Here is a 24,050-nt window from a genome sequence, read left to right on the forward strand (position 1 = left end):
GGATAGAGTTCAGTCAAATATGGACCTAAGAAACGAGCAGGTCTTTCTCGATTACATCAAAGCCGCGATCGAGAACGATAAATTGCAATTGCCCACGATTCCTGAAGTCGCCCTCAAGGTTCGCCAAGCGATCAACAAGGACAACGCGTCGGATGCCGAGATAGCAAAAACGATTTCGTCCGATCCGGCGCTTTCCGCGCGGCTCCTGCAAATCGCCAACAGTCCGCTCTACAGGGCCAGACAGAAAATCGACAATCTTCAAGCCGCCATCACCCGAATGGGACATAACACCATACGCAGTTTGGTGATGAATTTGGCGATGAAGCAAGTTTTCAAACCCACTTCCCTGTTGTTGGAAAGCCGTTTTCACGACATTTGGCAACACAGTCTCAATGTCGCCGCCGTGAGCCGCGCTTTGGCGCTGCGCGCCCGTCCGCTGGATCCCGACCAAGCCATGCTTGCCGGGCTTGTTCATCAGATCGGTAAACTGCCGATCCTCGCGTTGGCGGAAAAGTTTTCCGAACTATTGGAAGATGATGCGGTGCTGGAAAACCACCTCGAGAATTTGCACACCCAGATCGGCAAAATCATCATGGAAACTTGGGGGCTCCCGGACAGTTTGAGTCGTGCGGCCTGGGAATATAGGGATTTCGAGAGAGGCGGCAACCCCGCGCCGGATTATGTGGATCTGGTGCAGGTCGCTTATCTGGAAAGCGTGATGGGCACGAAGGCAGCGCCCGATGTCGACCTTTCGGGCGTCCCGGCCTTCACCAAGCTCGGACTCGATCCCGAAATCGAAGTCCTGGAAATCGAAGGCGTCGCCGCCGAAGTCGAAGAAGCACAGCAACTGTTTGCGTAAGCGCAAAGTAGGTCGGCAATCCTTTGCCGACAAACCCGTTTGTCGACCGATTTTGCGTCGGGAAGGGATTCCCGACCTACATGGCGACACAAGTTCGTAGGCCGGCAATCTTTTGCCGGCGAGTCCGCCATAGCTAGGCGATTCGACTCAAGGCTGATAACGCGGCGCGGACTCCAGCCATTCATGCCATACCGCCATGCCCACGGCCAGAATCACCGGTCCCACGAATAAACCTATGAACCCGAAGCTGGCCAACCCGCCCAAGACTCCGAACATCACGACCACGAACGGAATGCGGGTGGTGCGGCTGATGACCAGGGGGCGGACCAGGTTGTCAATCCAACTCACGACCAAGGTTCCCCAGAGGAACAACACGGCTCCGGCCCAATAGTCTCCGTTCAGCATCAGCCAAAGGCTTGCGGAAACCCAGACCGCTACCGTCCCGAAAGGGATCAGCGCGAAAAACGTGGTGAATGCGGCGAGAAGGACCGGCGCCCTGATGCCGACAATCCAGTACCCTATTCCGGCCATGACGCCTTGGGCTATAGCGGTCAGTACAATGCCGTAAACGACCGCCTTGACGGTCACTTCGGTGGTGGAAAGGTACTCGTCGGCGCGTTCGCCCAGAGCCAGCAACAACCCTTGACGCACCTCATAAATCAACCGGTGCCCGTCGCGGTAAACGAAAAACATCAAGAATACGGTGAAGAAAAGCTTCGCGCCCAGGTAGCCGACGCCTTCCAACATGCCCACGACTCTACCGGAAAGTCCGGTCAGCCAAGGCAATACATACCGGCGCATCAAGCCCTGCAAGTCCTCGAATTGATCGAATATGAACTGTAGCTCGGCGCCGAGAATGGGAATCTTGCTTAACCATTCGGGCAACTCCGGTTTCTGGTCCAGCCAGGCGGGGAGTCGCTGGAAAAACTCGACCATTTCGGCCTGAAGAATAATGGTCAGGCCGATAAACGGAATGATCAGCAAGGCGGCCAAAAGCAAAGTCATGGTAAGCGCGCTGAGGCTGCTCCGTCCTTCCAACAAGCGCGTTAGGCGAACGTGGAGAGGCCATGTCGCATAAACCAAGATCACGGCCCAGCCGATCGGCTGCAGGAAAGCGCTCATGACCTGGAAGATCAAGAACACCAGTACGGTCAAAAAGACGCCTAGCGTGATAAAGCGCAGAACTCTGTCGATGGTTAGTCTCCCCGACGTGATAGAGGCGGTTCCTTTTCCGTCAAACCTGCCTGTTTGGCTGAAGCCATATGCCCAAAAACATTGCGATACTCAGAAGCTCATGTAGGGCGGAATAGCGTACTCGCGTATTCCGCCGTTCCAATCGGCGCATTACGCTAGCGCTAATGCGCCCTACGAAGGCTTCTGATAGCCGCCTTCGCGGCACGATACGCAGAAGCGTTTCTTTTCCCCGTCGAGTCGAAGCGCCGTCAACTCCCCTCCCCACAGGCAGCCGGTATCGATCCCGTAAACATCATCGTCGGCATAAAACCCTAAGGTCGACCAATGGCCGAAAACGATTTCGGCCCCGGCGCTTTTCCGTCCCGGCACCTTGAACCAAGGCATCAGATGAGACGGTTGCGTCCCGGGACCGCCTTTCTCCTTGAAATCGGTACGCCCGTAGCGGTCGCAGTACCGAACGCGCGTAAAACAGTTGGTGATGAAACGCAGCCTGTCCCATCCCTGCAAGGTCTCTGTCCAAAGATCGGGTTGATCGCCGTACATATGCCGAAACAGCTCAACGAAATCATCGCCCTGCAAACAGCTTTCCACCTCCTTGGCATAACGTTCTGCATCCTCCGCACTCCACTGGGGCGGCAAACCGGCGTGAATCAAGTAAAATGCTCCGTCTCGAAACAATAACGGACGGCGGCGCAACCAATCGACGAGGATGTCGCGATCGGGAGCGGTGAGGACATCGGAAAACGTGTCCTTGCGCTTTGTCCTCGACACGCCGTGTGCCACGGCGAGAAGATGCAGGTCGTGATTGCCGAGCACGGTAACGGCCCTGTCCCCCAAGGATCGGATAAACCGTAGAGTCTCCAGCGATTGCGGGCCGCGGTTGACCAAATCGCCCGTGAACCAGAGCCGGTCCTCAGCCGGATCGAAACGGATCTGGTCCAGAAGACGTTGAAGCTCGGCGAAGCAACCCTGTACGTCGCCAATTGCGTATATCGCCATCGATCAGTGCAAGGTTCGCGGAATGGCCAGGGTGAACGACGGTATTTCGGCATCGAAATGCTCACCGTCATCGGCAATCATTTGATATTCGCCTCGCATCGTGCCCACCGGCGTTTCGATCATGGCGGCGCTGGTATAGCGAAAGGATTCGCCCGGAGAAAGATGAGGCTGTTCACCCACTACCCCTTCCCCGCGGACTTCCTGTATCTTTCCGTGCGCATCGGTGATGATCCAGTGCCGGGATACCAATTTCGCGGGCACGTCGCCGGCGTTCCGGATGGTGATGGTATAGGCGAACACATAGCGGTTCGTCTCCGGGGAGGATTCGGCTTCCAGATAATCGGTTACGGCGTCGATATCGATACGATACTTGTTGTTCATGGCTTGGACTATGGTTACAGACGATTGTTTTTTTGCCGATAGTTTAAACGGAAGAGAGTTCTTCAAGCACCTTTCGCAACCGCCGACGAGCTGGATCACCATGGAGTCGCGCGGCGCGTTCCGGAGTACTCGGCAATTTTAAAGAATGTCTTTCGGACCAAACCGGTTTTCGCTATGTTAAAAAAAGCCATGCTCGTTCTTGCCCTGCTCGCGTCGACAACCGTTCTGCAAGCGGAAGATCCGAATCAGGCACTGTTCGCCGCGGCCGCATCCGGGCAGCTGGAACGGCTGGATTCGCTGCTCGCCCAGGGCGCGGACGTCAACGGCAAAAACGGCGCCGGCCGCACGCCGCTGATGGCGGCGGCATTTTCGGGCAATGTCCGCGTGATCAGAAAGCTTTTGAGTTTCGGCGCCGATCCCGATGCAGCGGACCAGCGCGGGGTGACCGCGCTCATGGAGGCTGCCGCGCAAGGCTACGAGGATGCCGTCAGGGCGCTGATCGCCGGCGGAGCGGACGTTTCCGCAAAAGAAAATTCAGGACTCACGCTTATCGATCGAGCCAAGAAAAGCGGGCATATGCGGATCGTAGCGATATTGGAACAAGCCGCGATGGTTAAACCCGTCTCGGAAGGCAAAACGGATGACGGAACGTCCGCGAACAAAAACCCGGACAACGTCAAGAAATAACGGACCGAACCTAAGAGGACAGGATCGTGCACATTCATATTTTGGGCATCTGCGGGACATTTATGGGCGGTTTGGCGATCATGGCCAAACAAATGGGCCATCACGTCACCGGCTCCGACCAAAACGTTTATCCCCCCATGAGCACCCAGCTCGAGGAGCAAGGAATCGCGCTCATGAAAGGATACAGCCCGGAGAATCTGGACCCGGCGCCCGACCTGGTCGTGGTAGGCAATGCCATCTCCCGCGGCAATCCGGAAATAGAAGCGGTGCTCAATCGGGGACTCGCCTACACGTCGGGTCCGCAGTGGCTTTATTGCTATGTGCTGAAGAACTCCTGGGTGCTGGCCGTGGCCGGAACGCACGGCAAAACGACCACATCGAGCATGCTCGCCTGGATACTCGAAAGCGCGGGACTCAAGCCCGGCTTTCTGATCGGAGGCGTTCCGCTCAACTTCGGCTTGTCCGCGCGTCTGGGCGACGGCCGGTTTTTCATCGTCGAAGCCGACGAGTACGATACCGCTTTTTTCGATAAACGTTCCAAGTTCGTCCATTACCGGCCGCGCACGACGATTCTCAATAACCTGGAATTCGACCACGCCGACATTTTTCCCGACCTCGCCGCAATCCAGCGGCAGTTTCACCACTTGATACGCAGCATTCCGGGAAACGGGCTCATCATCGCTCCGGAGACGGACAAAACCCTGGCCGAAGTCCTGCAAATGGGTTGCTGGACGCCGGTCGAGAAAACGACTTTGGAAGAAAATCCCGAGAACGCCGTTTGGCGTGCTGCTCTGTTGGCACCCGACGGCAGCCAATTCCAGCTTTACCACCAGGGACGGCCCAGCGGCGTCGTGGAATGGAGCCTGACCGGCCGCCACAACGTGATGAACGCGCTTTCCGCCATCGCCGCAGCTCACCATGCCGGCGTAAGCCCCGAAGAGGGCGCGGCCGCGTTGAGCATGTTCAAGAATGTCAGACGCCGACTGGAAGTACGCGCCCGCATCGACGGAATCACCCTTTACGACGATTTCGCCCACCATCCCACCGCCATCGCCACGACGCTCGAAGGCTTGCGCGCGCGTGTCGACAGCGCCCGCATCATCGCCGTGTTGGAACCCAGGTCCAACACCATGCGCATGGGCGTTCACGCCGATACGCTTGCCGATTCCTTGAAGGCTGCCGATCAATCCATCATTTTCCAACCCGAAGACCTCGGTTGGGACGCCGAGCAGGCAATTCAGGGAGCCGAACACATTAGCGTATGCCGCTCGCTGGATTCAATCGTGGAGCGACTGGCGAAAGACGCCCGCCCCGGCGACCATCTGGTTTTCATGAGCAACGGCAGCTTCGGCGGGATTCACAAAAAGGTCGAGGACGCTTTGCGCGCGGCTATGTAATGTACGCACCGCGCGCATTTGCCGCTCAGTGCCAAAACGGCTTGGCCTATCGGAAGTGTAAGGGTAGGAGCCGCAACCGGGTGCGATTCGGATCAATGGTGAGCAACGCACCTTCTTCCAGCTCGGCCGTCATTTGCAACAGGGCATCGCTAACCGGCTTGCCGATTGCGCCCGGGCTGACATCCTCGGCACGAATTTGCACGACGCTGGGTTTCTCGCCGTGGGTTGCCGCAAGAATCGCGCTGAAGTCCAGGTCGTGCGTGAGCACCACGTAGCCGTTAGCCTTGGCGAAGGCCATGATTTCCGCGTCCGGGGCATTGGCTGCGCCCAGTGTAGACCAGTGCGCCGCCTCGAAGCCCGCGTCAGCCAACAGGCTGACCCAGCGCGGTGACAGATTCATGTCGACCAATAACTTCATGCGCTCGCCAGCGTAATTTCCCGTTCTTCCGCACGCCACGCGGCGTAGCGTAGCGCCTGTAGGATATCCTCGCGTTCGAGGTAGGGATAATCCGCGAGGACCTCTTCGATGCTGTGCCCAGCTCCGATTTGGCCGACGATCATACCGACCGTTACCCGCATGCCACGGATGCACGCCTTGCCGCCCATGACGCCGGGTTGCTGAGTAATGCGGTTTAGTGATTCCATGTTCATCTCCTCATCTTAATTTATTGCGAGACTAGGCTATTGAGACCAAATTTCAAGAACTATTTTCGAACATGAACCTATGCGTTGCGCACGTTCCCCGGCTTAAGGTCATGGCGTAGAATGCTGGTCCAGGATTAAATATGCAGAAATCAGTATTGGAATTTACTCCATGAGAACCACGTTATTGACCCGGCCTATAAATATTGGCCGGGTTAATCCGGGGCAGGGATGCCCCGGCGCGGCGACAAGCCGCGTGAGCCCAGGCCGGGCGTGTACCGGGCCTGGGCGGCGGCCCGAAATACCAGGAGGGTATTTACGGGCCTGATTAATAGATATCGACGACCGCTTGCTGAGTGAGGCCAATGAACATGTCAGTTTGACTCGTTTGATCGAGGAAGGTCTTTCGATGCGACTGCGCACTTCGCAACGTTCTGGCAAGATGCGCCAGGTATTGCCGGTCTACGCCGGACGGGGTGGATTGCGGCCGACGATACGCGACACATTGACCCAGCGCACCCTACTCGAGGCGGCAGATGAAGCGGATTCGGCCCAGTGACGCCCGATGTCAATGTCCTTTTGGCCGCCTCTAGGCAGGATCATCCGCACCATCAGTCGGCCCTGGCTTGGCTGGAGATGCCCTAGCCAAAAGCGTCGAAGGGCAATCGTTGGCCATTTTGCCGGTGGTGGCTTCGGGATTCCTGCGCCTAGCCACGCATCCCAAGGTTTTTAGGTTTTTGTGGAGCCTACGCCCCTTGATGCGGCTTTGGCTTTCCTGCGTGCCGTGCTGGATTCGCCAGGGATGGTCCTACCTTCGTTGGGCGACGAATGGCCAGAGGTCGAGCAATTGTGCGTGCGACACAATCTGACCGGCAATGCGGTCCTGGATGCCTGGATTGCCGATGCAGCGCAAAGCCATCATTTGCACCTGGTGACTTTCGACAAAGGCTTTAAAGGCTTTCGTAAATTGCTGAAGTCCAGCATGGTGACGGTGCTCAAGGCGTGAGGTATCAGTACACAAATGCGTTCAATACGTTCCCTGCATGGCTTGTGGGTCCGCGATTCTTGGCCGCCCGGTGGGTTTGTAGGATGGGCTCAGATACGACAAATCAGCAGGACGACCGATTACTAGCCTCATTCCTGACGCTCATCCTTCGGGCCGTGCCTCGCACGTTCCAATCGACCAAAGCCATCTCAGGCTTTCGGCGCAGGGCAAACGTCGTTTACCACATTCGGCTCCCGGCGAATTGGTACGCGGCAAGCAGCGCGAAAAACACCGGACGGGGATTGTGCGGCATGAACCGCACCCGCATGGTTCGCGGTACATGGCTCGTAGATCGGTAATTCTTTGCCGACGACCGTATCTGAGGGCAAATGACCTTAAGGAGCTCTGAACAAGTGGATTCCGTTCATGCCCCTTCGATAGGCTCAGGAGAGCGTTCGACAAGTCTGTCCTGAGCCGACTCGAAGGACTTAATCAGAGCTTCCTTAAGGATCAAGAGCAGCCGTGTAGAGTATGGCACCAGGCTCGCTGCCCCGAACTGGAGGTCCTGGTTACCGTCATTAAAAGTATAAAAAAGGTTCTATAATTATTCTTTTTCTGCTATATCCCCAATATGGCTTTCGAATATGATCAGGACAAAAGCTCCGCTAACAAGCACAAACACGGAATTGATTTCGATGAGGCGCAAACTTTGTGGGATGATCCCGATCTTATCGAGATTCCAGCGAAGACAGTGGACGAACCGCGCTATTTGGTCATAGGCATGATCGGCGGCAAGCATTGGTCAGCGGTCGTCACCTATCGAAACGAGAACATCCGTCTGATTTCCGTCAGGCGCTCCCGGAAAGAAGAGATAGAAATCTATGAAAGCTTCGGATTTTGACGAGAAATTTGATGCAGGCGAGGACGTGACGGCCATGCTCGATCTTGAAAAGGCGCGCCGCCCCGGCCTGGAGCAGAAGCGCGTCAATGTGGATTTTCCCGTCTGGATGGTGCGTTCGCTCGATCGAGAAGCGCATCGGCTAGGTGTGACTCGTCAATCCCTAATCAAGCTCTGGCTAGCGGATAAGTTGCAACACCACTAAGAGCCTACCAGGCCGTTCGCCCTGAGCCTGTCGAAGGGCCTGTCCTGAGCCGAGTCGAAGGGTTTTGGGACCTACCGGGATAGGCTCTAAGCCGTCGAAGAATAGCCAAATTTGCTTTGAGCCACCGAAAGACTGCCCTGCCTGGTCAATTTGGTACTGGGATTCCTTTGTCACCCCAACCTACGCACTTCCGTCGTTGGGCGACGAATGGCCAGAGGTCGAGCAATTGTGCGTGCGACACAATCTGACCGGCAATGCGGTCCCGGATGCCTGGATTGCCGATGCAGCGCAAAGCCATCATTTGCACCTGGTGACTTTCGACAAAGGCTTTCGTAAATTGCTGAAGTCCAGCATCGTGACGGTGCTCAAAGCATAAGGTATAAGGTACGCCGTGCATACACCGTATGGCTTGTAGGTCGGCAATCCTTTGCCGACAAATGTGTTTGAAGGACACACAATTGTCAGGGGCGAAGTGCAATCATTCGTGATTTTTATATGACAGGGCTATCCCAAAACTGGACGCAATGAAGCCGATTTCCGTCATCATCGTCAACTTTAACGCTGGCCATTTTCTTTCCGACTGCGTGCGCTCGGTACTCGCATCCACCGTACCGGTCGAAGTAATCGTCGTCGACAACCGGTCCACCGACGACAGCATGGATATTCTGCGCCGTGATTTTCCGGACGAAGATCGGTTGAAAATCATCGAAAACCAGGAAAACCTCGGCTTCGCCAAAGCGAACAATATCGCCCTGCCTGTCGCACAAGGCGACTATCTCCTATTCCTGAATCCGGACTGTCTTATCCGGCCCGATACGCTCTCCAGAATGCTAACCGTGATGGAGCAGCACCCGCAGACCGGAATGGCGGGCTGCCTGATCCTCAACCCGGATGGCAGTGAACAATCCGGCTGCCGGCGCGCCGTTCCGACGCCGTGGCGGACGTTTGTCCGGCTCACGAGTCTATACAGGCTCTCGAAGTACCATCCAAAACTGAATAGCTTTATCCAAACGGACACTCCCCTACCAACCGAACCCGTCGAAATCGAAGCCATCTCCGGCGCATTCATGCTGGTGCGACGCAGCGCCCTGGAAAAGGTCGGGCCTTTGGACGAAGGCTATTTCATGCATTGCGAGGACTTGGACTGGTGTATGCGATTCCGGCAAGCGGGATTCCAGATTCTTTTCGTACCCGACATCGAAATCCTGCACGTCGGCGGCGTTTGCAGCGCCTCGCGGCCGGCCTTGGTGGAATACTACAAGCACAGAGGGATGGTTCGCTTTTACAGAAAGTTCTTCCGCCATCAATATCCGACCGGTCTCATGTGGCTCGTTATGGCGGGCATCGGCATTCGGTATTGCGCAAGATCGTTGGCAGTCATGATCAGCCGGAAAAAGAAGGGCGACGCTGCCGACTCCTCGAATACACACCCTGAACCGGTCGAATCGGTCGAACATCCTCTCCCTACCCGGCGGGCAATCGTTACCGGAGCCACCAGCTTAATCGGCGATTTTTTGTTACCCGCTTTGCTTCGAGCCGGTTTCGATGTTCACGCCATAAGCCGCAAGCCGCCGATTCCGGCAACTCATCGGCACATTATCTGGCATCGACAGGACATCAGTAAAGGCGGATTAGCTGAAACCTACGGGGCTGAAATATTGATCCATTTGGCCCCTTTATGGACGTTACCGCCTCTATTGGAAGGTCTCGCCGGCGCAGAGATAAAACGCATCATCGCTTTCAGTTCGACCAGCCTCTTTACGAAAGAGAACTCGGGGTACGAACAAGAGCGTGAAATGGTAAGCAAGCTAAAAAAAGCCGAGGAGGACCTTCATGCTTACTGCGCAAAACGGAATATCGATTGGACGATCTTTCGGCCCACGATGGTCTACAGCCTGGGAAGAGACAAGAACATCACAACAATTGCCCGTTTTATCAAGCGATTCCGGTTTTTTCCCTTGGTCGGAACCGGCGATGGATTACGCCAGCCTGTTCACGCAGAAGATCTGGCACTGGCCTGCCTCGATGCTATAGATAATCCGAGGACATTCAACAAGTCTTATAATTTAAGTGGCGGAGAGATTCTTACCTATCGGGATATGGTAAATCGGATATCCATGCATCTTGGAACTAGATGCAAGATCATTCATATACCGCTGCCACTTATGAGATTTGCCCTTGGCTGGCTATCTAATTTGCCTGGATATCATAAAGTGACACCTGAAGCAGCGAATCGTATAAATTCCGATATGTGTTTTGATCATCGTGATGCAGCTTTCGATATTAAGTTTACACCACGTGGTTTTCTGAAGCATTGATTGTGTCTAGCAGAAGAGTCACAACAAATACTACATTACCTATTAGATTTACTAACTTGAGATCCCATTGATGAACTTGGTGATCTTGCTTCGTAAATTTAGTGTCTTGAATGGTGTCGGAAATCCCTTAACCATTATTTCTCTGATATCTGCAATCTTGACCTTACGATTAGCTTGAATGGCTTTGCGCTTTTTAAGCATGACCGGAATATTTTTTACAGCATCTATTTTCGCGTTTAATATTACCCTGCCCTGACCAAAAAAAGAAAACCAAAATATACTAATAATATTTAAAATCAGATGCTGGGGAAGATAAATCCAGCACAACGGGTATGGCATATTTTTTATATATGTCCATACGATGTTGCGATGGCCATGATACACCGAAAAGTTACTGTGCCGTCCTGTCGAAGCCGACCCTACATGTAAGACGATAGCGTCTGGGACGTAAAGACAGCGATATCCGGCCAAGCGCATGCGGAAGCCTAGGTCTACATCTTCCACATAGCAGAAATAGTCCTCGTCAAAGCCGCCCGCTTCTAAAAAGGTATCCCTACGATAAAGCGCTGCGGCTGCGCAGGGTGAGAAAATCTCCATGGGTTCTCTATAGATATTGCTAACATTAACCCCATGGCCCTGCCGCCATACTAAACCGCTCGTATGATATGCATCCCCGACGCCGTCTAATAGAGTTGGATTATCGGCGGCAAGTAAACGGCTTCCAAAAAACGAGTATTCTGGGTATTCCTTCGCTGCCTTCACTAGATTGCTCAGCCAGTCCGGTTCCGGAAAAGCATCGGGATTTAAAAGTGCAATCCAATCACAATCCTTTGCCAACTGCACCGCCACATTATTTCCAGCTGCAAATCCACGATTGTGGCCTAAACAAATGATTTCGGCAGATTTCAGCTCAGATTGAGCATTAACAAGAGAGTCGTCAAACTCGCCGTTATGTATAACTATGGTGCGAAATTCTCGGAATGTCTGCCTTCGAAGCGAGGATAGGCATTTGCTTAAGAAAGCACCTGAATTCCAGCTAACAATGATGACAGCGACCTTTGGCATAGGATTGATCATCGATATTAACCCAAATGCAAGGCTAACAATTGCCAAGAGCTATTATCGGGTGTCAGTAACCGGATGTGTATCAGATTTCCAACGATATCACGATCACCGACGACATATACAAAATCTTTGTCAGTTTTGGATAGAACTCTTGCTGGAAATCCATTTATACATACATCCAAATTAGCAGTGCCCTTGCATTGAATAAACAATTCATGTGGAACCGCATCTTTGTACCAAGGGAGAAATATCTCACATTCACCTTGCACCTGATGTGAATAAGAATCAAGGCCATAGAGCGTTTTTCCGTTCGGCAGCGAGCGCCGATGTAAATGGCTCTTAATGAAACGGATAAGATTTATTCCATGAAATGCAATCCGTTCCCTGAGAGAGGCATGTTTGGACAAAAGGTCCTGATAGTAAAATCCAACCAGGGATCGCATTGTATGCTTAAGATTGGCATTATTCCTTAAGTGGTTAAATATCTCGATATATCTTGCCTTGGAACCACTGGCTGTTTTGGTTTCCTGGTACATCCGCACAGCGGATAAGGGTTTTCTCATATAATAAAATTTCGCACCAGTTTCATAGAGGCGGGTCCACAAATCCCAATCCATGATGTAGTGCAAGTCCGGATTAACCGGGCCCGCCTTCTCCAAAGCCGTTCGGCGAGCAAAACAGGACGGCTGCGAAATACAACAACTCCGTTTAATTAGTGAGATATCCTCGCTAATCTCCGGAAAATATCCGGAAAACTGACCGTTTTGGTCAACGAATACGCAGTCACCATAAACCACATCAATATCCGGCCGTTCAACGAATATTCTCTCAACTTCGTTTAAGGTATAGGGAAAGTAATAATCGTCGGCGCATAGCCATGCGACTATCTCGCCGCAGGTGTTATCCCAGCCTTCTTGAATAGCGGCCGACTGCCCCCTGTCAGGACCGTGCCGGTGATAGCTCAAGATATCTCGGTAGTCGTCAAGTACGTCCTGTACGCTATCGTTGGGAGTCGCATCCATCACAGCTAGCTCGAAACAGCTAGTCTGAGCACGAATGCTAGCTAATGCAGTAGGAAGAAATTGGGCTTGCCCAAATATGGGCATGGCTATGCTGAATTGCACCGCTTGATCTTTGGATTTAAGTTGTATGACGGGAGATCAACTGCGACTTCCATCGGAGAAAGTCGCAAGATAGTCCTGATAAGCCATTGCGATACCGTCTCGCAGCGAAGTTTTCGCCCGCCAACCAAGTTCACTCAACCGGGTAACATTGAGCAACTTGCGCGGAGTACCGTCAGGTTTGGTCGTATCCCAAACGATCTTGCCCTTGAATCCGACAATTTCGCGGATTAGCTCAGCGAGATCGCGAATCGAAAGGTCCTCACCGCAGCCAATATTGATCAGCGGAGGCTGATCATTGGAAGCGCAAATACCGGAAAACTGATCTTCCGGGAGAGTCATGAGATGGAGCACCGCGTCTGCTAGATCGTCACTATATAGGAACTCTCGCCGTGGAGTTCCCTTGCCCCAAACCACAACCGAATCGGCATCGACCAGTTTTGCTTCATGCATCTTACGGATCAATGCCGGCAGTACGTGTGATGTTTCAAGATTGTAGTTATCGCCCGGCCCGTAGAGATTGGTTGGCATGACCGCCAAAAAACGTGTCCCATATTCGCGGTTGTAGGCCCAACACATCTCGATGCCAGCGATTTTGGCAACTGCATAAGGTCGATTGGTGAACTCCAAGGGACCTGAAAGTAGATAGTCTTCGCTTATCGGTTGAGGGCAGTCACGCGGATAAATACAGGAAGAGCCCAGAAACGATAGGCGCTTAACCCCAACCCGCATAGCCTCATGAAGCACATTGGTTTGGATAGCCAAGTTCTCATGGATGAACTGCGCCGGATAGGTAGAATTCGCGAGAATACCTCCCACCTTGGCGGCACACAGAAACACGTATTCCGGGCGTTCATTTTCAAAGAACGCATTGACTGCAGGCTGATTCGTCAAATCCAGCTCGCTGTGACGCCGAGTGACAATATTGCCGTAGCCATACGTGTGTAACCGGCGATGAATAGCCGACCCGACCAGGCCGGTATGACCAGCTAAATAAATCTTGTCTTGTTTATCCATTGCTTACTCGTGATAGTCGTAGGTACGGTAGCCTTCGCGACGGCATAGCTCGTCCTTCTCGGCCTGCTTAAGATCCTCACGTACCATCTCCGAAACCAGTTCTTTAAACGTTGTCTTCGGATGCCATTCCAGCTGCTTTTTTGCTTTGGCAGGATCGCCAAGTAAGGTTTCTACTTCACTGGGGCGAAAATATCGGGGATCAACGGCTACGACGACAGGATTTTCCCCTAGAGTTTTGCCTAAACCCGAGGTGGCAATTCCCACCTCATCGACCCCATTCCCCTGCCATTCAATTTCAACTCCGACCTCTCCGAATGCCACTTGAACAAATTCGCGAACCGAGTGTTGCTCTCCTGTGGCAATCACGTAATCCTCCGGCTTATTCTGCTGCAGGATGAGCCATTGAGCCTCCACGTAATCGCGCGCATGGCCCCAATCCCGTTTCGAATCCAGGTTGCCTAGGTAAAGCTTGTCCTGAAGACCGAGCTTGATGCGCGCAACGGCACGAGTGATCTTCCGGGTAACAAAGGTTTCTCCGCGGATAGGCGACTCATGATTGAAGAGAATGCCGTTACAAGCATACATGCCATAAGCCTCACGATAATTTACGGTAATCCAATAGGCATAGAGCTTGGCCACGGCATAAGGTGACCTTGGATAAAAGGGTGTCGTTTCCTTCTGAGGGATTTCTTGAACAAGTCCGTACAGTTCGGATGTGGACGCCTGATAAAAACGGCTTTTCTTCTCCAAGCCCAGAATGCGGATCGCTTCAAGAATCCGCAAGGCTCCCAATGCATCCGAGTTGGCTGTGTATTCCGGCTCCTCGAAAGACACGGCCACATGACTCTGGGCCGCGAGATTGTAGATCTCGTCCGGCTGAACCTGCTGAATAATCCGAATCAGACTGGTCGAATCCGTCAAATCTCCATAATGCAAAACAAAGTTACGGTTCTCGACATGAGGATCCTGATACAAATGATCGATACGATCGGTATTAAAAAGAGAGGCTCGCCGCTTGATTCCATGAACGATATACCCTTTGCTTAACAGAAATTCGGCCAGATAGGCACCGTCCTGTCCGGTAATACCAGTAATGAGTGCATTCTTTCCCACTTTAATTCCTACAAAATAAAATTAAACAATAATTATCTAACTGGTCTAATACAAAAATACCAAGCAATATTTTTGCTCGTTTGCCATCAAACCATGTGAACAATAAGCCACTTTGTACCAAATTAGTTGTCACATGGAGATTCCAAAACGGAGTATTCCAGCCAACCTATGGAATTCCACGGTATAATTCAATTGCGTTCTTCAATCCTAAGATTTCGCACCAGAAACGAGAGTAAGCGAGTATCCGCCCCTAATTTAGTAGGCACTCCATCTGCCTCAAGAAGAACATTGTTGCTCCCTTGACTAAGTTTAATTGCCATATCAAACGCCACTTCACGGTCCTTTTCTCGGAGATCGACAATACCAATCTGTTTATCGTCCTGCATTATTTTTATCTTGCGCGGATATTCCGCGCTAGCAATTTTGCCCTTAATGCGTGCATTAGTTTCGATATCTGTACTAATCTCTAACGCTGAAGAACCAGTAGACCATCGCCACCAATTCTGCGCCTGTCCTTCCAATCCATACCACCCAGACAGAAACTTAAGTTTTGGTGCTTGTACCTCCAGTACTTGCAGGTTTCTTAATGCAAACGATAACAATCGATTATCTTGGCCGATCCTAACGGGTTCTTTGTTGACCTGAATTCGAATTTCATTTTTACCTGTGTGCAGCTGCAACAATTGGGGTGGGAATTGCTGAAAACCAGGCTGCCGAACAAAAATATGGTTCATAGATAAATCGGACGTCAAAACTGTTATTTCCGTCGGTACTTCCGCCCCCATTACTTCTCCTTTCAAGACTACGTTTACATCCTTAGCCGCTTCGATAGTAAATTTGGCATTTCGATCACACCATCGCCACCAATTACCTGAATTGTCGGTTTCTTTTTCATACCACCCATCACCAAATTGAATCGGGAACAATAGATCTTTAAGAATGGCAAGGTGTGCAGGTAACTCGGTGAGTGTCCTACTGACGGAATCGGACCTACCCACGACTAGGTGAGTCTCGCTGAGTACAATATTTCTCGATTTCTCATTCATCCATCCGCTTATGTAACCATCGTTACGCCAATCGCTGAAAACAGGTCTAGGATGAAGAAAATAAGCTAGCATTTGCCTGTGCTTTATCAGCTCATCATCTGACAATCTCAATTCGACAGGACCGTCAGGGAATTGCTTGTTTATGATCTCGGCTGCTTGCAAATAAGCCTCAAAAGGCCGCTCGGAGCCCGTTGTAAGCCGTATCTCTTGAGTTGCACGATAATCGATCCAAGACCCTATTATTGCTGAGAGAATAACGGTGATAGCCGTTAGAAATGTTAGAAATATACGTGGTATGCGTAGCGCGCTTAAGCCGGCTGTAGATAAAACGGCGGTTACAGGATACGCCCAATTAGATAATTTAAACATACTCCAGGTCTGGCCAAAACTCCCCTTTACCCAGGGATTTTCCACGGCAAATCTGAAATAGAAAAACATGAATAAGAAAACGCCTAGACTTGCGCTTAATGTCAGCAATTGATACCAGGATTTTCTAAGTTGTGATACCACACCAAGTAGCAATAATATGGTTAATAGGCCCGTCGATAAGTTAAAAGCGAATGCAACTTTTTCTGGAAGTGGAAAACCTGGTCTAATTCCAAGGGCAACCCCCAGAAATTCGATCAATGAGAATGCTATATTCCATCCGACTACAGCCCCAACCTGAGTTTTAAGCGCCTTGAGCATCCTCAGTAATTCGTAATTGGCCAGAATTATTACGCATAACCCTGCTATTCCGGTAGCCAAGACTCTTCCGCTTAGTTGATCGTGTTTAATAACGAGGGTCATAGTAAATGTCGATATTAAAATTAATCCCAAAACTGGGAATAATTCGCTGTATGAGGAGATCAGTCCCACAGTGGCTATCGCCAGCCAGGCTCCCAATTGTCTATTCCATGTCCGCTTTCTAAGAAAGCGAGTCCACACAGCTAAAGAAAACGTAAAAAAGGCCAGGCCATACAATTGAGGAAGAAAACCTAGGCTGATCGAATAGTGAATCGGATTATTCAATATGATCGCAGCGAATGCTCCGCCTAACGCCCAGTATCGAGATAGCCGGATAGTCCAGCGGCAAGCCAAATAGATAGCTGCGGCGTTCACAACCATTCCTATGGCCATCACGGTGGGATACACCTCCCAAGCCATGGCTCCAGGTATGATTGATTGAACGAAAGAGAAAAAATACATAGCCCCCATGCGGAGCCCAAGAAGCTGATATAAGCGTGGTTGGGTCAATACGGGATGAAAGGGATTTGGCTCAGCTGGTTCTGAAAAAGGATGATCCTGAAGATAGTCGGCGATACTTAAATAAGTAAATGCATCGCCGTAAGAAAAATACGCATGAAATAACAGGATAGGCGTCAATGCCAACACTATTCCCGTTACGGATATCCCGAGGAATACGAGTAGCGGATGCCACGGGCGATACCAAAACCGATCTTTCTCAAGAGCAACTTTGACGGCTGATGGTCCACTGAGTAATAAACTAACAGCCAAAATGACAGGACCAGCGATCTTTCCGGGAGCGCCCAATTGCGAGGCCCAACCGAATAACAGCATATAGGCCGTTATTCCTACCAGGAGCGACGCGGCAACGGTTTCAACACTCAACCGAAAGGGTTTCCAGCTGGCGCATCGAATGGAAATCCACCACCCGAACACTGCCGCTGTACTGCATACAAAAAACGCCAAGATAGCGCTACCGAGAAACCACATAGCAATGTCGATTAGTAATCAAGAAGATTTGTCTGTGCAATATTCATCGGGATTTGAGAGGTTCCGAATCGGTCGAATACGCTTAATGGGGATCTAACGTCTCTAAAAATGCATGCAAAACATAAATTGCAGGGTTCATACAATCGCCGTCAGGCTAGTTGACTGAGTAAAGCTTGTGCGACCGATTTGCCTTCCCGAATCGCATAGTTTGTGCCCCTGTCTTCAGGATATATCTGGGCCATCGTGGATATCATCGCGTTTCTAAACGGGGTTTCCCGCCCCGGTACGTATCCCGAGTAATTCCGTTCCGTTACAGGCTGTGCATACTCGGCTCGCCAAACACGATGCTCTCGCACCCATGAGCGGTCAAGCTCTGGGAACATGCGTCTGAGATGTTCGAGTGCGAAGTCCAGATACCGGTCGTCCGCATAACCCCAGACGGGATCTTCCGTAGCCAGGTAGCGCGAAATGAATACGATGTGGTTTCCGTTGTAGTTTTCAGGACGATCGAAATTTGTGTGTTCGATGACACCCACAAATGGAAAGCCCGGATCATTTACATTCAGCCAGTAGGTGTCCGATAAGCTTCGGTCTAGCTGCAGAACGAGGCAAACGTTGCCCAGATAATTCACTCGACGCAGCGATTGAATCCAGTTGGCGTCGGCTACCCCTTCAAGAATATTGGCGATAACCGAGAACGAGGGCGTAAACAGAAACTGCCTGCCAAGAACTTCTCCGGCAGGGGTGACAAGCGCCTCGATTTGGCCTTCGTTAGATCGGACACCTGTCACGGGACTACCGTAACGGATTTCGCCGCCGTGTTTGCAGATTTCGTCCGCCATCGCTCGAGCCAGGCGTCCGAACCCTCCCTTGAAATAAGCCAGCTGTTCCCCACCCTGTTTGTCCCTGGTGCTGCCCCTCAACACGAGCTTCTTCCAAAACCATACGGCATTTACGGCATCCGCATAGACGGAAAATTTAGACCGGATCAACGGCTCCCAGACGATACGAAACACGTTGGATCCGCATAGGGGCTCCAGCCATTCCCGAATCGACAGATGCTCGATGGTCTTCCAATCCTTGATTCTCCTGACCTGAAACACGAGCAGACCTAAGCGAATGCGATCAATAAAGGAGAGCGGGGAGAATCGTAGCAGGTCAAGCGGTGTTGAGAGGCGCCAAAAGCGGCCGTTGTAGTACATCCCTGTACGGGATGGCAAGATAACGATCTGATTATCGAGTCCCAGCTCTTTCACCAATTGCGGTACGTACTCGTCATTAGTGAACCAGTGGTGATAGAACTTCTCGATGCTGACGCCGTTACGGAACTCGAATGTTCCCGCGAGCCCCCCGGGAGCAGTATCCGCCTCAAGGAGCATCACTTTTTTCCCTGCCCGGGCGAGTTCGAGACCCGCTGTGAGTCCCGTGAATCCGGCGCCAACGATAACAGCATCGTATTGATTCGTCATTTTTGTACTCTTGAATTTCGAGAAATTGCTGTCAGGCGGCCGGTTCGCTTGCGACCTTCCGCCCTTTGAAAAGACTTGGACTGGCGAGGATCGCTATCGCACCCGCCAAAGTAGTTGGCAACCAAAGTGCGAAATGCGCTAAAACAGCAAAACTTGCGGCTTGGGTGGAACTGCCACCCAAGAATGTGGCCGCGGAAAACGCGGCCAAATGGAATGTACCGACATAACCGGGCGAAGACGGAACCAGAGTGGAGAGTGTCGAAACAGCCATGATCATGAGCGCTGAAGCAATTCCTCCGCTGAGCCCTAGGCCTTCCAGCAAGGCCCAAAAGAGTCCGGCTTCACCAATCCATACCAGGGCTGAAAGCAAAAAGAGAAGAAACAACGCTTTGGGACGAGACATGCCACCAAGGTCGTGGATCAGATCTTTGACCAACTCCAAACTCTTCCCGATGCGTACCCACCTGTGATGTTGGGCAGAATGTTGAATCCTGGTCAGGATACCAGCAACGAACGTATTGAACGCGACCATGAAAAGCAACGTGACCCCACCAAATAGCGACAGCACCGCCACGCTCTCACCGAGCCAATTCGGCAGACTCATAGGTGGACTAAGCGAGAGGCCAATCCCCAAACTGATTAGCAATGTCAGAAGATCGATCAAGCGCTCGAGCAGCAAGCTTGCAGTTGCCGTTACTCGACGCACTCCAATGGCAGCAGGAAAAACCAAAGCGCGCACAACATCGCCGGCCCGGAACGGAAGCACATTATTGAGAGTGATCGAACCCAAGAAAGGAGCGGCGCAGGCCAAACCGCTAACCTGCGCGCCACCGACCCGAAGCATGATAGACCAGCGTTGGATGCGCACGGCGTAACCGAATGCCAACGATGCGATAGCCAGTCCGACGTACTGCCATTGAAGGCGGTAGAGCGCTTTTAGAAGCTTTTCGAGTTCGATCTGCCGAAAAATCAGCCACAGGCAGACAATCGATATTACGATTCCGACAATCTGTCGCAACCAAGATCGTTTCTTGGGCGTCTTGCCTTGATCGGTTGAGCTTGAATCCGATGATGATGGTTCCAACAAACTCATCGACGATCCCAGACGGCCCAATACGCCTGACCTTTTTCCCACAAACTTTCCAACTGGCGTTTGTCGCGCAACGTGTCGCACGGTTGCCAATAGCCATGATGTTGGAAAGCCGCCAATTGCCCATCTGATGCAAGATTCTTCAGAGGCGCCTGCTCCCACGATGTTTCGTCGCCCTTGATATAGTCGATGACCTGCGGTTCAAGAACAAAAAACCCTCCATTAATCCATCCGATCTCGTCGCTCGGCTTTTCTTCAAAGCTGAAGACATGGCTATGCTCGCCCATGTTCAGTACACCAAAGCGGCCGGGTGGTTGAACTGCAGCCACGGTCGCCAGCTTCCCGTGTTTACGATGAAAATTGATCTCTGCCGAAATATCGATGTCGGAAAGTCCGTCGCCATAGGTCAGACAAAACGTTTCATTGTCCAAATAACGGGCGACACGTTTGAGTCGGCCGCCAGTCATCGTTTCCGGACCGGTATCTATAAGCGTTACCTTCCAATCCTCCGATTGGGAGTTGAGTATCCGGTGATCACCAGTGCTAAGACTAATTTCGAGGTCGGCAGTGTGGCGATAATAATTAAAGAAAAATTCCTTGATTACGTAACCTTTGTAGCCAAGGCAAATAATGAAATCATTTACCCCATGATAGCTATACATTTTCATGATGTGCCAAAGCAAAGGCCGCCCGCCGACTTCAACCATGGGCTTAGGAATATGATCCGACTCCTCGGCTATACGAGTTCCCAATCCACCGGCAAGAATAACCGCTTTCACAAAATATTCCCCCATATTTAAAGTTTTAACTCATCAGCCCCAAAATTAAGGCTCTGTTCAATTATCGCGATAGGTTCTTGTCTAAGAATCATGTAAATTCGTAGCAGATACTCGCCTAGAACACCGAGTAACAACGACTGAAAACCGATTCCGAACAATACAAGAATGTGAATACTCGCAAGGCCGCGAGGCAGATCCGGGTGGAAGTATTTAAGGAATAAATAGTAAACCGTACCGATTACGCTGATACCAACAAGAAAAAGCCCAGCGTAACTTGCTATTCTTAACGGAACTACGGAATGATTAAACACCCCGGTCATTCCAAGTCGAACTAATTGTCCCAGTCGAAATTTACTTTTTCCTGCAACGCGGGAACATCGGTCATACGGGATACCTATTTGTTTAAATCCTATGCCAGCAATTATCCCTCGTAGATAGGGACTAGCCGAACGGTATTTTTGCAATGTTGTTATGACCTTTCGATCAATTAGACGAAAGTCTCCAGCATCACGAGGAATAGGATATTCGCTGATTTTGTCTATGATCCAGTAACCGACCTTTCGGAAGATATTAATGAGCCATCCCTCCGGACGCTTCCTACGTATTCCATAAATGACGTGATAACCTTGTTTCCACAACTCAAAAAATGTTTCCAGCATTTCAGGCGGGTCTTGGAGGTCCGCGTCGATCTGCAGCACCGCCTCACCACGGGTGTGGATGTAATTTGCCAATATCGAGCGTTGGAAACCCACATTTTTGGAGAATCGAATGGCACGGACGCGACTATCGCGTTCAGCCAACTCAGTCAGCCTTTCCCACGTTCTGTCATCGGAATGATTATCGGTAAACACAAACTCCAATTCGCACTTACCCTCCATGCGAGCGGCAAGTTTATCAAGTCGCTCGTAAAGTGCGTCCAGGTTTTCCGCCTCATTCAGAACCGGCACCGTAATAGAAATCAAAGGGAGCGTGCTAGCATTTAGGTTGGGTAATGGGGATGCTGTCACAGAGTTTATACTCACGTGTAGATAATGCTTCTTAACTCTTTTATGGTGGCCCCTATACCGTCCTCCATATTGTATTTTGGACACCATCCACAGACATTTTTGAGGATCGACGAATCTCCTACTACGTAGGGAAGATCATCGGGACGCAAAGGCAAGGCCCCAAACTTGAGCAATGACTCGTCCGCTTTCAGCACACGAGCAACGGTTCGCGAAAAATCGGAAACTGTATGCCCAACCCCTGTTGCGAGATTATAAGCACCACTTGCTAATCTCTTTTCGATCACGGCCTCTAGTGTCGAAATCAGACCGCTACAGGCATCATCGATATACACGAAATCTCGAATTTGGGTGCCGGCCGAAAGCTCGACAGGCTGGTTAGCCGTCAAATTTCGCAGCAACGATGGCAGTAAACGGTGTGGCGCTTCGCCGGGACCATATACATTAAACAATCTCACAACCCCAACGGGGATGTCATGCACTGCACCCTGAGCAAGCGCTAACATGCCGCCGGCTGCCTTTGAAGCGCCATATAGCTTGCCTGTCTCGAGTGGAGACTCTTCCATCAAGGGTGCAGCGATATGAGGAGATCGATATTCCGCACTACTTCCCGCAAGTATTATTGCCTTTGCCCCGGTTTTTGCAGCAACCGATACCATTACTCCAGGCAAAAGGCTATTGATCTGCATGAGCGACAAACTGCCCCTGTCACTAGGATGCACTCCCGCCGCCGCGAGATGAATAACGGCATCAAAACTGCAATTATGTACAGCGTATTCGATACGCTCCGGCTCCAAGGCCGGAAGCACAATACTTTCGGTATGGGGTATGTCACATGGTCGGCGCCCTAGCGACACTATTGAAACACCTCGGGAAATCAATAGTTTCACCAATCGGTGGCCGATAAATCCCGAGGCGCCTGTCAAAAGAATTCGCACGAGCGTCCCTCACTTCTGCAAATCTGCAAGGGCCGCGCGCCACGATTGAAGCTGAGTCAATGACAGATTTCGTACGTCAGAGGGGCTTCGATAATATTCACGATACCAGGCGGCCGTTTCGGCAATCACTTGGTGAGTATTCCATGGCGAGATCCAGCCGAGCTGGTTTCTAGCCAAGGAACTATCCAAAGCGAGAGCACCTGCCTCCGACAGCGGGTTCTCCATATACTCAAGGTCTGGACGCGACCATTCCTCGGATAAAACTTCCAATACTTCTCTAACAGTGAAAATTTGTGGGTCCTGTGGACCGAGATTCCACGGCTTGGCGTACTTGCCTGGATCTTTCAGCAGGCCCGCCAGCAGCATCAAGTATCCTTGAACCAGAGCCAGCACGTGTTGCCAAGGCCGAGTGGCATCGGGATAACGTAAAGTAAGCTTGGAATCCGAAACCACTGCACGTACAAAATCAGGAATTAGCCGATCCTCGGACCAGTCGCCCCCACCGATAATATTTCCGCCACGAGCCGTAGCAATAGCCAGCCCTGTGCCATCCGTCTTACCGTATGAGACCCTATAACTGTCGATTACCAATTCAGCAGCGGCTTTCGATGCGCTGTATGGGTCCTTGCCGCCCAAGGGGTCGTTCTCGCGATATGGCCAAAGCCACTCGTTATTCTTGTATACCTTATCTGTTGTAATACATACCGCTCCTTTTACGGAGGAGCTCCCGCGTGCGGACTCAAGAATATGCACAGTGCCGATTGTATTTGTTGCAAATGTCGACACCGGCTCTCGATAAGAACGTCGTACCAATGGCTGAGCCGCCAGGTGCAACACTAGATCGGGCCGAAAACCACAAAGAAACGTATCCAATTTTGCGTAATCGCAAATATCTCCATATTCGGAAATGATTTCTTGGTCTAAGCCCAACTCCAGATAAAGAGATGGTTCGGTCTCCGGAGGCAGTGAAAAACCCGCGATTTCAGCACCGATTGCCTTTAACCATAAGCATGCCCAACTCCCAGTAAAACCGGTATGGCCCGTTACCAATATTTTCTTTCCACATAACCTCTGCTCGAAATCGAGCAAAGAAATAGAACGCATATTAAGCCTTTTTAGTGATGTCA

25 protein-coding genes are annotated in these 24,050 nt (G+C 51.4%); 9 read left to right on the forward strand and 16 right to left on the reverse strand.

All coding sequences use genetic code 11. The features are described from left to right. Nucleotides 1-19 precede the first annotated feature (19 nt). A complete protein-coding gene (locus ACR2TX_RS18080; RefSeq protein ID WP_077732298.1) occupies nucleotides 20-859 on the forward strand; it encodes an HDOD domain-containing protein in 840 nt (279 codons plus the stop codon). 147 nt (nucleotides 860-1,006) lie between these two features. On the opposite strand, the gene ACR2TX_RS18085 is transcribed toward ACR2TX_RS18080, so the two are convergent. The 3 genes from ACR2TX_RS18085 to apaG form a co-directional block, all read right to left on the reverse strand. Beyond that, nucleotides 1,007-2,014: an AI-2E family transporter gene (locus ACR2TX_RS18085; RefSeq protein ID WP_347258419.1), complete on the reverse strand. Its 1,008-nt coding sequence runs from the start codon at nucleotides 2,012-2,014 to the stop codon at nucleotides 1,007-1,009. A 210-nt stretch (nucleotides 2,015-2,224) separates the two neighbouring features. Continuing rightward, a complete protein-coding gene (locus tag ACR2TX_RS18090) occupies nucleotides 2,225-3,052 on the reverse strand; it encodes a symmetrical bis(5'-nucleosyl)-tetraphosphatase (RefSeq protein ID WP_347258420.1) in 828 nt (275 codons plus the stop codon). Nucleotides 3,053-3,055: 3 nt separating this feature from the next. Beyond that, on the reverse strand, nucleotides 3,056-3,433 hold the full coding sequence (gene apaG, locus ACR2TX_RS18095) for a Co2+/Mg2+ efflux protein ApaG (RefSeq protein ID WP_077732294.1): 378 nt from the start codon (nucleotides 3,431-3,433) through the stop codon (nucleotides 3,056-3,058). A gap of 174 nt (nucleotides 3,434-3,607) precedes the next feature. Between apaG and ACR2TX_RS18100 the strand changes: the two genes are divergently transcribed. Together ACR2TX_RS18100 and mpl are read left to right on the forward strand one after the other, a co-directional pair. Beyond that, nucleotides 3,608-4,120, forward strand: a complete 513-nt coding sequence (locus ACR2TX_RS18100) for an ankyrin repeat domain-containing protein (RefSeq protein ID WP_434130421.1) — start codon at nucleotides 3,608-3,610, stop codon at nucleotides 4,118-4,120. Between the two features lie 26 nt (nucleotides 4,121-4,146). Beyond that, entirely contained in the window at nucleotides 4,147-5,517 is a 1,371-nt protein-coding gene (mpl, locus tag ACR2TX_RS18105; RefSeq protein ID WP_347259266.1) for a UDP-N-acetylmuramate:L-alanyl-gamma-D-glutamyl-meso-diaminopimelate ligase, read from the forward strand. A 46-nt stretch (nucleotides 5,518-5,563) separates the two neighbouring features. Here mpl and ACR2TX_RS18110 read toward each other — a convergent pair whose 3' ends face one another. Beyond that, complete coding sequence (locus ACR2TX_RS18110; protein WP_077732291.1) at nucleotides 5,564-5,935, reverse strand: DUF5615 family PIN-like protein; 372 nt, start codon at nucleotides 5,933-5,935, stop codon at nucleotides 5,564-5,566. Next, on the reverse strand, nucleotides 5,932-6,162 hold the full coding sequence (locus ACR2TX_RS18115; RefSeq protein WP_077732290.1) for a DUF433 domain-containing protein: 231 nt from the start codon (nucleotides 6,160-6,162) through the stop codon (nucleotides 5,932-5,934). The genes ACR2TX_RS18110 and ACR2TX_RS18115 overlap by 4 nt, the downstream gene beginning before the upstream one ends. A 406-nt stretch (nucleotides 6,163-6,568) precedes the next feature. Between ACR2TX_RS18115 and ACR2TX_RS18120 the strand changes: the two genes are divergently transcribed. From ACR2TX_RS18120 to ACR2TX_RS18145, 6 genes are all read left to right on the forward strand, one after another. Beyond that, on the forward strand, nucleotides 6,569-6,718 hold the full coding sequence (locus ACR2TX_RS18120) for a hypothetical protein (protein WP_205780877.1): 150 nt from the start codon (nucleotides 6,569-6,571) through the stop codon (nucleotides 6,716-6,718). A 243-nt stretch (nucleotides 6,719-6,961) separates the two neighbouring features. Beyond that, entirely contained in the window at nucleotides 6,962-7,165 is a 204-nt protein-coding gene (locus tag ACR2TX_RS18125) for a PIN domain-containing protein (protein ID WP_205780876.1), read from the forward strand. A gap of 610 nt (nucleotides 7,166-7,775) precedes the next feature. Further along, the gene (locus ACR2TX_RS18130) at nucleotides 7,776-8,045 is read left to right on the forward strand and encodes a BrnT family toxin (RefSeq protein ID WP_086134743.1); all 270 of its coding nucleotides are present in this window, start codon (nucleotides 7,776-7,778) and stop codon (nucleotides 8,043-8,045) included. Continuing rightward, a complete protein-coding gene (gene brnA / locus ACR2TX_RS18135; protein WP_077732287.1) occupies nucleotides 8,026-8,247 on the forward strand; it encodes a type II toxin-antitoxin system BrnA family antitoxin in 222 nt (73 codons plus the stop codon). Before ACR2TX_RS18130 ends, brnA begins: the two co-directional genes overlap by 20 nt. A 232-nt stretch (nucleotides 8,248-8,479) precedes the next feature. After that, nucleotides 8,480-8,623 carry a type II toxin-antitoxin system VapC family toxin gene (locus tag ACR2TX_RS18140; RefSeq protein WP_139841197.1) on the forward strand — a complete coding sequence of 48 codons (144 nt, stop codon included), beginning with the start codon at nucleotides 8,480-8,482 and terminating at the stop codon, nucleotides 8,621-8,623. A gap of 148 nt (nucleotides 8,624-8,771) precedes the next feature. After that, entirely contained in the window at nucleotides 8,772-10,565 is a 1,794-nt protein-coding gene (locus tag ACR2TX_RS18145) for a glycosyltransferase (protein WP_434130424.1), read from the forward strand. Nucleotides 10,566-10,616: 51 nt separating this feature from the next. Here the strand turns inward: ACR2TX_RS18145 and ACR2TX_RS18150 are convergent, their stop codons facing one another. The 11 genes from ACR2TX_RS18150 to rfbG all read right to left on the reverse strand — a co-directional run bounded on the left by ACR2TX_RS18150 (nucleotide 10,617) and on the right by rfbG (nucleotide 24,027). Beyond that, nucleotides 10,617-11,642, reverse strand: coding sequence for a glycosyltransferase family 2 protein (locus ACR2TX_RS18150; protein ID WP_434130426.1), 1,026 nt, complete (start codon nucleotides 11,640-11,642; stop codon nucleotides 10,617-10,619). A 5-nt stretch (nucleotides 11,643-11,647) separates the two neighbouring features. Beyond that, the gene (locus ACR2TX_RS18155; protein ID WP_434132501.1) at nucleotides 11,648-12,736 is read right to left on the reverse strand and encodes a glycosyltransferase; all 1,089 of its coding nucleotides are present in this window, start codon (nucleotides 12,734-12,736) and stop codon (nucleotides 11,648-11,650) included. Between the two features lie 54 nt (nucleotides 12,737-12,790). Further along, nucleotides 12,791-13,768 carry a GDP-L-fucose synthase family protein gene (locus ACR2TX_RS18160; RefSeq protein ID WP_434130428.1) on the reverse strand — a complete coding sequence of 326 codons (978 nt, stop codon included), beginning with the start codon at nucleotides 13,766-13,768 and terminating at the stop codon, nucleotides 12,791-12,793. Between the two features lie 3 nt (nucleotides 13,769-13,771). Then, nucleotides 13,772-14,881 (reverse strand): GDP-mannose 4,6-dehydratase, encoded by a 1,110-nt coding sequence (gene gmd, locus ACR2TX_RS18165; protein ID WP_434130429.1) that lies wholly within the window; start codon nucleotides 14,879-14,881, stop codon nucleotides 13,772-13,774. A 188-nt stretch (nucleotides 14,882-15,069) separates the two neighbouring features. After that, a complete protein-coding gene (locus tag ACR2TX_RS18170) occupies nucleotides 15,070-17,538 on the reverse strand; it encodes a hypothetical protein (protein WP_434130430.1) in 2,469 nt (822 codons plus the stop codon). A 254-nt stretch (nucleotides 17,539-17,792) separates the two neighbouring features. Continuing rightward, nucleotides 17,793-19,112: an NAD(P)/FAD-dependent oxidoreductase gene (locus ACR2TX_RS18175; RefSeq protein WP_434130432.1), complete on the reverse strand. Its 1,320-nt coding sequence runs from the start codon at nucleotides 19,110-19,112 to the stop codon at nucleotides 17,793-17,795. 31 nt (nucleotides 19,113-19,143) lie between these two features. Further along, nucleotides 19,144-20,205 (reverse strand): lysylphosphatidylglycerol synthase transmembrane domain-containing protein, encoded by a 1,062-nt coding sequence (locus tag ACR2TX_RS18180; protein ID WP_434130433.1) that lies wholly within the window; start codon nucleotides 20,203-20,205, stop codon nucleotides 19,144-19,146. Then, complete coding sequence (gene rfbF, locus ACR2TX_RS18185; protein ID WP_434130435.1) at nucleotides 20,202-20,981, reverse strand: glucose-1-phosphate cytidylyltransferase; 780 nt, start codon at nucleotides 20,979-20,981, stop codon at nucleotides 20,202-20,204. The genes ACR2TX_RS18180 and rfbF overlap by 4 nt, the downstream gene beginning before the upstream one ends. Nucleotides 20,982-20,998: 17 nt before the next feature. Then, nucleotides 20,999-21,943, reverse strand: coding sequence for a glycosyltransferase family 2 protein (locus tag ACR2TX_RS18190; protein ID WP_434130437.1), 945 nt, complete (start codon nucleotides 21,941-21,943; stop codon nucleotides 20,999-21,001). A gap of 56 nt (nucleotides 21,944-21,999) precedes the next feature. Continuing rightward, a complete protein-coding gene (locus tag ACR2TX_RS18195; RefSeq protein WP_434130439.1) occupies nucleotides 22,000-22,923 on the reverse strand; it encodes an NAD-dependent epimerase/dehydratase family protein in 924 nt (307 codons plus the stop codon). Nucleotides 22,924-22,932: 9 nt separating this feature from the next. Next, entirely contained in the window at nucleotides 22,933-24,027 is a 1,095-nt protein-coding gene (gene rfbG, locus ACR2TX_RS18200) for a CDP-glucose 4,6-dehydratase (protein WP_434130441.1), read from the reverse strand. Nucleotides 24,028-24,050: the final 23 nt, after the last annotated feature.

It is taken from the genome of Methylocaldum sp. GT1BB, assembly GCF_051027545.1.
Lineage (GTDB): Bacteria > Pseudomonadota > Gammaproteobacteria > Methylococcales > Methylococcaceae > Methylocaldum.

What these genes read in the sequence shown, in the direction of transcription:
- ACR2TX_RS18080 (WP_077732298.1), top strand. Translation starts at nt 20, where the DNA reads ATGGACCTAAGAAACGAGCAGGTCTTTCTCGATTACATCAAAGCCGCG.
- apaG (WP_077732294.1), bottom strand. Translation starts at nt 3,433, where the DNA reads ATGAACAACAAGTATCGTATCGATATCGACGCCGTAACCGATTATCTG.
- ACR2TX_RS18155 (WP_434132501.1), bottom strand. Translation starts at nt 12,736, where the DNA reads ATGCCCATATTTGGGCAAGCCCAATTTCTTCCTACTGCATTAGCTAGC.
- ACR2TX_RS18160 (WP_434130428.1), bottom strand. Translation starts at nt 13,768, where the DNA reads ATGGATAAACAAGACAAGATTTATTTAGCTGGTCATACCGGCCTGGTC.
- ACR2TX_RS18130 (WP_086134743.1), top strand. Translation starts at nt 7,776, where the DNA reads ATGGCTTTCGAATATGATCAGGACAAAAGCTCCGCTAACAAGCACAAA.
- ACR2TX_RS18125 (WP_205780876.1), top strand. Translation starts at nt 6,962, where the DNA reads ATGGTCCTACCTTCGTTGGGCGACGAATGGCCAGAGGTCGAGCAATTG.
- ACR2TX_RS18120 (WP_205780877.1), top strand. Translation starts at nt 6,569, where the DNA reads ATGCGACTGCGCACTTCGCAACGTTCTGGCAAGATGCGCCAGGTATTG.
- ACR2TX_RS18175 (WP_434130432.1), bottom strand. Translation starts at nt 19,112, where the DNA reads ATGACGAATCAATACGATGCTGTTATCGTTGGCGCCGGATTCACGGGA.
- brnA (WP_077732287.1), top strand. Translation starts at nt 8,026, where the DNA reads ATGAAAGCTTCGGATTTTGACGAGAAATTTGATGCAGGCGAGGACGTG.
- rfbG (WP_434130441.1), bottom strand. Translation starts at nt 24,027, where the DNA reads ATGCGTTCTATTTCTTTGCTCGATTTCGAGCAGAGGTTATGTGGAAAG.
- ACR2TX_RS18100 (WP_434130421.1), top strand. Translation starts at nt 3,608, where the DNA reads ATGTTAAAAAAAGCCATGCTCGTTCTTGCCCTGCTCGCGTCGACAACC.
- ACR2TX_RS18180 (WP_434130433.1), bottom strand. Translation starts at nt 20,205, where the DNA reads ATGAGTTTGTTGGAACCATCATCATCGGATTCAAGCTCAACCGATCAA.
- ACR2TX_RS18115 (WP_077732290.1), bottom strand. Translation starts at nt 6,162, where the DNA reads ATGGAATCACTAAACCGCATTACTCAGCAACCCGGCGTCATGGGCGGC.
- ACR2TX_RS18090 (WP_347258420.1), bottom strand. Translation starts at nt 3,052, where the DNA reads ATGGCGATATACGCAATTGGCGACGTACAGGGTTGCTTCGCCGAGCTT.
- ACR2TX_RS18150 (WP_434130426.1), bottom strand. Translation starts at nt 11,642, where the DNA reads ATGATCAATCCTATGCCAAAGGTCGCTGTCATCATTGTTAGCTGGAAT.
- ACR2TX_RS18145 (WP_434130424.1), top strand. Translation starts at nt 8,772, where the DNA reads ATGAAGCCGATTTCCGTCATCATCGTCAACTTTAACGCTGGCCATTTT.
- ACR2TX_RS18110 (WP_077732291.1), bottom strand. Translation starts at nt 5,935, where the DNA reads ATGAAGTTATTGGTCGACATGAATCTGTCACCGCGCTGGGTCAGCCTG.